The 9,898-nt window shown below is 70.7% G+C and carries 10 protein-coding genes and 1 pseudogene; 7 read left to right on the plus strand and 4 right to left on the minus strand.

Going from position 1 to position 9,898, the window contains the following annotated elements; genetic code table 11:
* Positions 1-129: 129 nt before the first annotated feature.
* Genes tyrS through AC07FA_RS05625 form a run of 3 tightly spaced genes read right to left on the minus strand, consistent with a single transcriptional unit; the run spans position 130 to position 4,368 of the window.
* A complete protein-coding gene (gene tyrS / locus AC07FA_RS05615; protein WP_479073375.1) occupies positions 130-1,398 on the minus strand; it encodes a tyrosine--tRNA ligase in 1,269 nt (422 codons plus the stop codon).
* A 55-nt stretch (positions 1,399-1,453) separates the two neighbouring features.
* Positions 1,454-2,848: a metallopeptidase TldD-related protein gene (locus AC07FA_RS05620; protein ID WP_479073376.1), complete on the minus strand. Its 1,395-nt coding sequence runs from the start codon at positions 2,846-2,848 to the stop codon at positions 1,454-1,456.
* A complete protein-coding gene (locus AC07FA_RS05625; protein ID WP_479073377.1) occupies positions 2,845-4,368 on the minus strand; it encodes a TldD/PmbA family protein in 1,524 nt (507 codons plus the stop codon). Before AC07FA_RS05625 ends, AC07FA_RS05620 begins: the two co-directional genes overlap by 4 nt.
* Positions 4,369-4,593: 225 nt before the next feature.
* Here AC07FA_RS05625 and fabG point away from each other — a divergent pair, with 225 nt between their 5' ends.
* The 3 genes from fabG (at position 4,594) to AC07FA_RS05640 (ending at position 6,627) form a co-directional block, all read left to right on the plus strand.
* Positions 4,594-5,313 carry a 3-oxoacyl-[acyl-carrier-protein] reductase gene (gene fabG / locus AC07FA_RS05630; RefSeq protein WP_479073378.1) on the plus strand — a complete coding sequence of 240 codons (720 nt, stop codon included), beginning with the start codon at positions 4,594-4,596 and terminating at the stop codon, positions 5,311-5,313.
* A 5-nt stretch (positions 5,314-5,318) separates the two neighbouring features.
* Positions 5,319-6,086 carry an enoyl-ACP reductase FabI gene (fabI, locus tag AC07FA_RS05635; RefSeq protein ID WP_479073379.1) on the plus strand — a complete coding sequence of 256 codons (768 nt, stop codon included), beginning with the start codon at positions 5,319-5,321 and terminating at the stop codon, positions 6,084-6,086.
* A 169-nt stretch (positions 6,087-6,255) separates the two neighbouring features.
* Entirely contained in the window at positions 6,256-6,627 is a 372-nt protein-coding gene (locus AC07FA_RS05640) for a hypothetical protein (protein WP_479073380.1), read from the plus strand.
* A gap of 46 nt (positions 6,628-6,673) precedes the next feature.
* On the opposite strand, the gene AC07FA_RS05645 is transcribed toward AC07FA_RS05640, so the two are convergent.
* Complete coding sequence (locus AC07FA_RS05645; protein ID WP_479073381.1) at positions 6,674-7,348, minus strand: FadR/GntR family transcriptional regulator; 675 nt, start codon at positions 7,346-7,348, stop codon at positions 6,674-6,676.
* Between the two features lie 57 nt (positions 7,349-7,405).
* Between AC07FA_RS05645 and AC07FA_RS05650 the strand changes: the two genes are divergently transcribed.
* The 4 genes and pseudogenes from AC07FA_RS05650 (at position 7,406) to AC07FA_RS05665 (ending at position 9,806) form a co-directional block, all read left to right on the plus strand.
* The gene (locus AC07FA_RS05650) at positions 7,406-8,701 is read left to right on the plus strand and encodes a CynX/NimT family MFS transporter (protein ID WP_479073382.1); all 1,296 of its coding nucleotides are present in this window, start codon (positions 7,406-7,408) and stop codon (positions 8,699-8,701) included.
* A gap of 26 nt (positions 8,702-8,727) precedes the next feature.
* Positions 8,728-8,838, plus strand: coding sequence for an SGM_5486 family transporter-associated protein (locus AC07FA_RS05655; protein WP_479073447.1), 111 nt, complete (start codon positions 8,728-8,730; stop codon positions 8,836-8,838).
* Positions 8,839-8,983: 145 nt separating this feature from the next.
* Positions 8,984-9,191, plus strand: a pseudogene (locus AC07FA_RS05660) (hypothetical protein).
* 96 nt (positions 9,192-9,287) lie between these two features.
* Positions 9,288-9,806, plus strand: a complete 519-nt coding sequence (locus AC07FA_RS05665; protein WP_479073383.1) for a SixA phosphatase family protein — start codon at positions 9,288-9,290, stop codon at positions 9,804-9,806.
* Positions 9,807-9,898: the final 92 nt, after the last annotated feature.

Consider the following 9,898-nt stretch of genomic DNA (forward strand, 5'->3'; position numbering starts at 1 on the left):
CCCCCCCCCCCCCCCCCCCCCCCCCCCCCCCCCCCCCCCCCCCCCCCACCCCCCCTCCCCCCCCCCCCCCCCCCCCCCCCCCCCCCCCGGTGCCGTGTGGGTCCAGGTGCGGAGACGGTCCGTCCGGTGTCAGCCGGCCGTGACCTCGATCGCCGCCAGGTTCTTCTTGCCCCGGCGCAGGACCAGCCAGCGCCCGTGCAGCAGCTCCTCGCGGGCCGGAGCGGTCTCGCCGTCCGTGACCTTCACGTTGTTCACGTAGGCCCCGCCCTCCTTCACCGTGCGGCGGGCACCCGACTTGCTCGGCGCCAGACCGACCTCGACCAGCAGGTCGACCAGCGGACCGAGCTCGGTGACCCGCGCGTGGGGCACCTCGGAGAGCGCGGCGCTCAGCGTCGCCTCGTCCAGCTCGGCCAGGTCACCCTGGCCGAAGAGGGCCTTCGACGCGGCGATGACCGCGGCGCACTGCTCGCCGCCGTGCACCAGCGTGGTCAGTTCCTCGGCCAGCGAACGCTGAGCGGAACGCGCCTGCGGACGCTCCTCGGTCAGCTTCTCCAGCTCTTCGAGCTCCTCGGGGCTCTTGAAGCTGAGGATGCGCATGTACCGCGAGATGTCCCGGTCGTCCGCGTTCAGCCAGAACTGGTAGAAGGCGTACGGAGTCGTCATCTCGGCGTCCAGCCAGACGGCGCCGCTCTCGGACTTGCCGAACTTCGTCCCGTCCGCCTTCACCATCAGCGGCGTCGCCAGCGCGTGCACCGAGGCGCCCGGCTCCAGGCGGTGGATCAGGTCGAGGCCCGCCGTGAGGTTGCCCCACTGGTCGCTGCCGCCCTGCTGCAAGGTGCAGTTGTAGCGCCGGTACAGCTCCAGGAAGTCCATGCTCTGGAGCAGCTGGTAGCTGAACTCGGTGTAGCTGATGCCCTCGTCGGACTCCAGCCGCCGGGCGATGGAGTCCTTCGTGAGCATCTTGTTGACCCGGAAGTGCTTGCCGATGTCCCGCAGGAACTCGATCGCGGACATGCCCGCGGTCCAGTCCAGGTTGTTCACCATGACCGCGGCGTTGTCGCCCTCGAAGGAGAGGAACGGCTCGATCTGCGACCGCAGCCGCGACACCCAGGCGGCGACCGTCTCCGGGTCGTTCAGCGTGCGCTCCGCGGTCGGCCGCGGGTCACCGATCTGACCCGTGGCCCCGCCCACCAGGGCGAGCGGACGGAGCCCGGCCTGCTGGAGCCGGCGCATGGTGAGGACCTGGACCAGGTGCCCGACGTGGAGACTGGCCGCGGTGGGGTCGTAGCCGCAATAGAACGTGACCGGACCGTCCGCGAGAGCCTTGCGCAGTGCGTCCTCGTCAGTGGACTGGGCGAACAGCCCGCGCCACTTCAGCTCGTCGACGATGTCCGTCACGGTTCCGTGTCTCCTCTACTCCGTGTATCGAATGGCAGCTGTCAGTCTAGGTGGGTCATACGCCGAGACTGACCGAGCTCATGTTGAAATCCGGGATCCGCAGGGCCGGCATGGCGGCCCTGGTGAACCAGTCGCCCCACTCACGCGGCAGCGTCTTCTCCGTACGGCCCGCTTCTGTGGCCCGCGACAGCAGATCGACGGGCGACTCGTTGAACCGGAAGTTGTTCACCTCGCCGACGACCTCGCCGTCCTCGACGAGGTACACCCCGTCGCGGGTCAGCCCGGTCAGCAGCAGCGTCGCCGGATCGACCTCCCGGATGTACCACAAGCAGGTCAGCAGCAGGGCCCGGCCGGTCGTCGCCGCGACCATCTCCTCCAGGGAGCGCTCACCGCCGGCGTCGAGCAGCAGATTGTCGATGGCCGGGGCGACCGGCAGCCCCGTCAGGCCCGCCGAGTGCCGCGTCGTCGTCAGACACTCCAGCCTGCCGTCCTTCATCCAGTCCGTCGGCGCGAGCGGCAGACCGTTGTCGAAGACCGAGCCGCCGTCCCCGGACGCGTGGGCGATCACGAACGGCGCGGATTCGAGACCCGGCGCGTGCGGGTCGCTGCGCAGGGTCAGCGGCAGCCCGGACAGCGTCTCGCCGAGCCGCGTCCCCCCGCCCGGCTTGGAGAAGACCGTCCGGCCCTCGGCGGCATCCCGGGCGGTCGACGACCACAGCTGGTAGATCAGCAGATCGGCGACGGCCGTCGGCGGCAGCAGCGTCTCGTACCGCCCGGCGGGCAGCTCGATACGGCGCTCCGCCCAGCGCAGCCGCTGCGCGAGCTCCGCGTCCAGCGCCGCCGGGTCGACATCCTTGAAGTCCCGGGTGGAGCGGCCCGCCCAGGCCGAACGGGAACGGTCGGGGGACTTGGCGTTCAGCTCCAGCGTGCCGTTCGGCTGGTCGTGACGCAGCCGCAGCCCCGTCGACGTACCGACGTACGTCGAGGTCATCTCGTGGTTGGCGAAGCCGTACAGCTCACGGCCCCCGGCCCGGGCCCGGGCGAAGGCGTCCCCGAGCGACGGGGCGAAGTCGGCGAACACGTCGGCGCCCGTCTCGGCCGGGGCGTCGGTGAAGTCGGGGGAGACCGGAACCCCGGAGACCAGCGGCTGGGCGTCCTCGGCAGGACCGGCTCCCCGTGCGGCGGCCTCGGCGGCGCGGACGAGCGGTTCCAGGTCGTCGGCGGTGACGGCCGAGCGGGAGACCACGCCGGATGCCGTGCCCTCGGCGCCGTCGACCGTGGCGATGACGGTGAGCGTCCGCCCCCGGGTCACCCCGTTCGTGGTGAGCGCGTTGCCGGCCCAGCGCAGATTGGCTGAGGAGCTCTCGTCGGCGATGACGACGCACCCGTCGGCGGTGGAGAGACCGAGGGCCCGCTCGACGATCTCGTACGGCTTGCTGACCCGGCTCATCGTCCGGCCTCCTGCGTGGTGTTGAGGATGTTCACGCCTCGGAAAAGGGCTGAGGGGCAGCCGTGCGAGACAGCCGCGACCTGGCCCGGCTGGGCCTTGCCGCAGTTGAAGGCGCCGCCCAGGACGTACGTCTGCGGGCCGCCGACCTTCTCCATCGAGCCCCAGAAATCGGTGGTCGTCGCCTGGTAGGCGACATCGCGGAGCTGACCGGCGAGCTTGCCGTTCTCGATCCGGAAGAAGCGCTGCCCGGTGAACTGGAAGTTGTAGCGCTGCATGTCGATCGACCACGACCGGTCACCGACCACGTAGATCCCGCGCTCCACCCCGCCGATCAGATCCTCGGTGGACAGCCCGCCGGGGTCCGGCGCCAGCGACACGTTCGCCATGCGCTGGACGGGCACATGGCCGGGCGAGTCCGCGTACGCGCACCCGTTGGACCGGCCCAGACCCGTCAGCTTCGCGATCCGGCGGTCCAGCTGGTAGCCCACGAGCGTCCCGTCCTTCACCAGGTCCCACGACTGCGCCTCGACGCCCTCGTCGTCGTACCCGATGGTCGCGAGCCCGTGCTCGGCGGTACGGTCGCCCGTCACGTTCATGACGGGGGAGCCGTACGTCAGCTTGCCGAGCTGGTCGAACGTGGCGAACGAGGTCCCCGCGTACGCCGCCTCGTACCCCAGCGCGCGGTCCAGCTCGGTGGCGTGGCCGATCGACTCGTGGATGGTCAGCCACAGATTGGACGGGTCGACGACCAGGTCGTACGTCCCCGCCTCGACGCTCGGCGCCCGCATCTTCTCGGCGAGCAGCCCCGGAATGCGCTCCAGCTCGGCGTCCCAGTCCCAGCCGGTGCCCGTCAGGTACTCCCAGCCACGCCCGACCGGCGGCGCGATGGTCCGCATCGAGTCGAACTCACCGGTCGTCCCGTCCACGGCGACCGCAGTGAACTGCGGATGCAGCCGCACCCGCTGCTGCGTGGTGACGGTGCCCGCGGTGTCCGCGTAGAACTTGTTCTCGTGGACGGTCATCAGGGAGGCGTCCACATGCGCGACCCCGTCCGCGCCCAGAAGCCGGCTGCTCCACTCGGCGAGCAGACCCGCCTTCTCCTCGTCCGGTACGGAGAACGGGTCGGTCTCGTACGCCGAGACCCACGTCCGCTCACCGTGCGAGGGCTCGTCGGCCAGCTCCACCCGCTCGTCCGAGCCGGCCGACGCGATCACCTTCGCCGACAGCTTGGCCATCGCCACGGCCTGCGAAGCCACCTTCGCCGCGGCGTCCATGGTCAGATCCACCCCGGACGCGAACCCCCAGGCCCCGCCGTGCACGACCCGTACCGCGTACCCGAGGTCGGTGGTGTCCGACGAACCGGACGGCCGGGCGTCACGGAGACGCCAGCTCGCGCTGCGCACCCGCTCGAACCGGAAATCGGCGTGCACCGCGCCGAGCGCGCGGGCGCGTGCGAGCGCCGCGTCGGCGAGGGCACGCAGCGGCAGGGCCAGGAATGACTGATCTACCTCGTGGGCCACGTGGGCCTCCCCTTCTCCACCTCTGCACAATGTCCCAGCAGTGAATCATGGTGGGTGCGGCCGCTCGGGGCCTTCGCTTTTCGCTGTCCGGTTTCCTTGCCCCGCGCCGTTCTGTAGGAACCCCACAGAGCCCACCCGGCGGCGCTGTCAGAGGGCGATTCTCCGTACGCGTCGCGGTACCGATAGGTTTTCGATGTACCAGACCGCCAAGGAAAGGGTGATCCGTTGAGCCGCTCGGTTCTCGTCACCGGAGGAAACCGGGGCATCGGCCTCGCCATCGCCCGCGCTTTCGCCGACAACGGCGACAAGGTCGCGATCACCTACCGCTCCGGCGAGCCCCCGAAGGAACTCACCGAGGCGGGCTGCCTGGCCGTCCGTTGCGACATCACGGACACCGAGCAGGTGGAGCAGGCCTACAAGGAGATCGAGGAGAAGCACGGTCCTGTCGAGGTACTGGTCGCCAACGCCGGTATCACCAAGGACCAGTTGCTGATGCGGATGTCCGAGGACGACTTCACGTCGGTACTCGACACCAACCTCACCGGCACCTTCCGGGTCGTCAAGCGCGCCAACCGCGCCATGCTGCGCGCCAAGAAGGGCCGCGTCGTCCTGATCTCCTCCGTCGTGGGCCTCCTCGGCTCCGCGGGACAGGCGAACTACGCCGCTTCCAAGGCGGGCCTCGTCGGCTTCGCCCGGTCGCTGGCCCGTGAGCTCGGCTCGCGGAACATCACTTTCAACGTCGTCGCGCCCGGGTTTGTCGACACCGACATGACCCAGGCGCTCACCGAGGAGCAGCGCAAGGCCATCGTCGCCCAGGTGCCGCTCGGCCGCTACGCGCAGCCCGGGGAGATCGCCGCAGCGGTGCGCTTCCTCGCCTCCGACGACGCGTCGTACATCACTGGAGCCGTCATCCCCGTTGACGGCGGATTGGGCATGGGTCACTGATCACCATGAGCGGAATTCTCGACGGCAAGCGCATCCTCATCACGGGTGTGCTGATGGAGTCGTCCATCGCTTTCCACGCCGCGAAGGTGGCCCAGGAGCAGGGCGCCGAGGTCATTCTGACCGCCTTCCCCCGGCCCACGCTGACCGAACGCATCGCCAAGAAGCTGCCCAAGCCGGCGAAGGTCATCGAGCTGGACGTCACCAACGACGAGCACCTCGACCGCCTCGCCGGCCTGGTCCGTGACGAGCTCGGTTCGCTCGACGGCGTCGTGCACTCCATCGGCTTCGCGCCGCAGGACGCGCTCGGCGGCAACTTCCTCAACACCCCGTTCGAGTCGGTCGCCACGGCGATGCACGTCTCGGCGTTCTCGCTGAAGTCGCTGGCCATGGCCTGCAAGCCGCTGATGAGCGACGGCGGCTCGATCGTCGGTCTCACCTTCGACGCGCAGTACGCCTGGCCGCAGTACGACTGGATGGGCCCGGCCAAGGCCGCGCTGGAGGCCACCTCCCGCTACCTCGCCCGTGACCTGGGCAAGGACGGCCTGCGCTGCAACCTGATCTCCGCCGGACCGCTCCGCTCGATGGCCGCCAAGTCCATCCCCGGTTTCTCGGACCTCGCGGACGTCTGGAACCACCGCTCCCCGCTGGCGTGGGACATGGCCGACCCGGAGCCGGCCGGCCGCGGTATCGTCGCGCTGCTCTCGGACTTCTTCCCGAAGACGACGGGCGAGATCATCCACGTCGACGGTGGCGTGCACATGATGGGCGCCTGACCTTTCGCGCCTGACGGCCGCGTACCGCTTCCCGGTTTCCCCGGCGGCGCTGCGCGGCCGTCGTGCGTCGGGGGCGGGGGCCGCGCAGCCTCAAGTCGAAAAGACGGTCGATCCACCGCAGAATGTGGAGGAACCGGACTTTTGGTCAGGCTGCGGGGAGGAGAGCGCTGTGCACCCCACACGTCGCCGAACCTCGGCCCTGCTGGCCGCAGCGGCCGCCGTCGCCGGACTCGTCGCCCCTGTCGGTGTCTACGCGGCGAACCGGGCCGGCTCCGGAGCCGCCGCCCCCCTCGCCCCCACCCCGGAGCCCGCGGGCTCCGAATGCCGTACGTCGGTCGAGGGCTCCCGCGTCATCGCGTACTGCCACAACCCGTACCCCTCCATCGACCTGGTGCGGCTCCACACCGAGTGCGACCGCTGGTGGGACGTCGACGCGGACGGCAGGGCGGTCGCGGTCGGGCCGGGCGAGACCGTGCGGCTGGCCGACCGCTGCTGGAAAGAGGTCGCATCGGCGTGGGTCAGCCACCACCCCGGTTCCTGATCCAGCCTGATCCGGACGGAAGACCCCCGCCTGCGCGGCGCACCGCTCAGACCCGGTCCACCAAGCAGCTCAGCGCGTGGCTCGCGGCCTCCGCCGCGGCCGTCTCGGCGTCGCCGGACCGGATCGCCTCCACCAGCCGCGCGTGGTCCATGTGCTTCTCCGGGCGCAGCTCGGGACCGACGTCGTCGCGGAGGTAGTCGCGCAGCAGATCACCCAGATCGGCGTAAAGCTCCGTCAGTACGTCGTTGTGCGAGGCGGCGACCACGGCCAGGTGCAGGGTCGCGTCGGCCGCGACGAACGCCTCCGCGTCTCCCGACGCCCAGGCCTCCTCGCGCCGCGCCATCAGCGCGTCGAGCTGCCGCAGATCCCGTTCCGTGCGCCGGACGGCGGCCAGCCGGGCCGCCGACGACTCCAGCGTCGAACGCAGCTCGGCGACGTGGCGGGGATCGGCGGAGGCGAACCGCCGGTGCATCACGCCGGCCAGCTCGCTCGTGGCGACGACATAGGTGCCGGACCCCTGCCGGATGTCCAGCAGGCCGTTGTGCGCGAGCGCGCGCACCGCCTCGCGGACGGTGTTGCGGGCCACCCCCAGCTGTTCGACCAGCTCGGGTTCGGTGGGGATCCGCGAACCCACGGGCCACTCGCCGGAAGTGATCTGATTCCTCAGCTGGGCAATCACCTGATCGGCGAGTGCCGAACGCCGCGGAGACGTCAGCGCCATGATGCTCCTTGTTCGTGATTGGACAACCAATCATCCCATGATTCTATGATGGTCGACATGCCCGACAACGAGACACGGACCCCGACCCTCTCCGATGCCCCCGCCGCGACCGAGCGGCCGACGGCCGAGCGTAAACCGCCCGGACAGCGGACCGCGGGCCCCGCCCCCTGGCTGCTGCGCCTGGTCATGGTCGGACTCGTCCTCGCCGCGCTCAACCTCCGCCCCGCCATCACCAGCCTCGGCGCCCTCCTGGAGGAGGTACGGGACGGGCTGGGCATGAGCGGCAGCGTCGCCGGTGTCCTCACCTCCGTGCCACCGTTCTGCTTCGCCCTCTTCGGCATCATGGCGCCCCGGCTCGCCCGCCGCTTCGGGGCCGGCGCGGTCGTCTGCGCGGGCATGGCCGCCATCGCCGCGGGCCTGGCGATCCGCCCCTTCGTCGGCGGCACGGCCGGGTTCCTCGCGGCCAGCGCCCTCGCGCTCATGGGCATCGCCGTCAGCAACATCCTGATGCCGGTGATCGTCAAGCGCTGGTTCCCCGACCGCGTCGGCACCATGACCGGCCTCTACTCCATGGCCCTGGCCCTGGGCACCGCGCTGGCCGCGGCGGTCACCGTGCCCATGACGGACGCGCTCGGCGGCAGTTGGAAGGCCGGGCTGGCGATCTGGGCCGCGCTCGCCGCCGCCGCGGTCCTGCCGTGGATTCCCCTCGTACGGGACCGGGGCAACGCACCGGGACAGGCCACCGCCCCCCGGCCGCAGGAGGACGCCCCGGCCCTCCGGATCACCCGCAGCAGGACCGGCTGGGCGCTCGCCTCCTTCTTCGGCCTCCAGGCCACCGCCGCGTACATCACCATGGGGTGGATGCCGCAGATCTTCCGCGACGCCGGGGTCTCGGCGGGCACCGCGGGCGTCCTGCTCGCGGTGACCATGGCGATGGGGGTGCCGCTCGCCTTCGTCATCCCGCGGGTCGCCTCGCGCATGCGGAACCAGGGCCCGATCGCCGTCTTCCTGGGTATCTGCGGCCTCATCGGCTACGCGGGCCTCTATCTCGCCCCCGCGGGCGGCGCCTGGGCCTGGGCCCTGCTGCTCGGCATCGCCAACTGCGCCTTCCCGCTCGCGCTCACGATGATCGGCATGCGCTCGCGCACCGGCGCCGGCGTGGTCAGGCTGTCGGCCTTCGCCCAGTCCACCGGCTATCTGATCTCGATCCCCGGCCCGCTGCTCGTCGGCGTGCTCTACCAGCACAGCGGCGGCTGGGGGCTGCCGATCGGCCTGATGGCGGCCCTCATGCTGCCGCAGATGGTGGCGGGCGTACTCGCCGGACGGGACCGGACGATCGAGGACGAATGCTGAGATGCGAGACTGAAGCCATGTCTCCTGTGCTCGACCCGAACCCCCAGAACGGTCAGAAGAAGCTTCTCCTCGTCTTCGGGGCGATGCTGCTCATCACGGTGATCATCGGTGTGATCGCCTCCCTCGCCTCCCCGTGACGTGACCACGCGCCAGGGGGTGGGGGTAACACCACCATCCCCTAGGGGGCCAGGGTCAGGGTGAAGTGGGTGGGTCACCGGATGGGAACGGCGCCGCCGGGTCCGTAGGTTCGGGGGTATCGAACCGAAGACCCACGGAGGCGACATGCCGGCCCGTACGCACACCCGGTCCACCACCCCCGCGTCCGACAGCGTCGAGGTACGGCTGCCGTGGTGGGCCGTCGCGCTGCCCGCGCTCGCGTTCGCCGCCCTCCTGCTGCTGAATCGTGGGGCCGGGGGAGGCGAGCGCAGCCACCGGTGATCCGGCGCTCGGCCGGCTGCTCGCGCGCATCATGGACCTGCTCTCCCGCTGACGCCCGCCCGGTGGGCCGGACGAGTGGTTCACCCGCACCGGGGGAGCACGCCAACACCCTGCGCCGGGAGGCACATTTCGTGCGAAGCTGAGGTGTATGAGCGTCGATACACCTCGCAGGATCGTCCTTCTCAGGCATGCAAAAGCGGAATGGTCGCAGGAGTCCGACCACGAGCGCCCCCTGGCGGAACGCGGCCGCAAGGACGCGCCCGTCGCGGGCCGCAAGCTCGCCGATTCCGGCATCGACTTCGATCTGGCCCTGTGCTCGACCGCCGTCAGGACACGCGAGACCTGGAAGCTCGCGGTCCACGAGTTCCCGCACCGTCCCAGGACCGTGTACGAGGAGAGGCTGTACGACGCCTCCCTCGGAGAACTGATCGCCGTGTTCAACGAGACTCCCGACGACGTACGCAACCTCCTGGTCATCGGCCACAACCCCGGCATGCACGCCGCCGTGGACGCCCTCTCGGGCTCGGCGGCCGGAGACGCCCTGGCGAGAGTGGCCCGGGACGGGTTCCCGACCGCCGCCTACGGCGTCGTCGAGTTCACCGGCACCTGGAAGTCGCTGGAGCACGGTGTGGGCAAGCTGGTCGAATACTGGACGCCGAACGACTGAGTGCGGGACAAGAAGGGAAGGGACCCAGGGGGGGGGGCGGGCACGGGGGCCTCCCCCTTTCTTTTCCCCTTCCGTGGCCTGACCCCCTTGGG

This window comes from Streptomyces sp. NPDC045968, assembly GCF_056430475.1.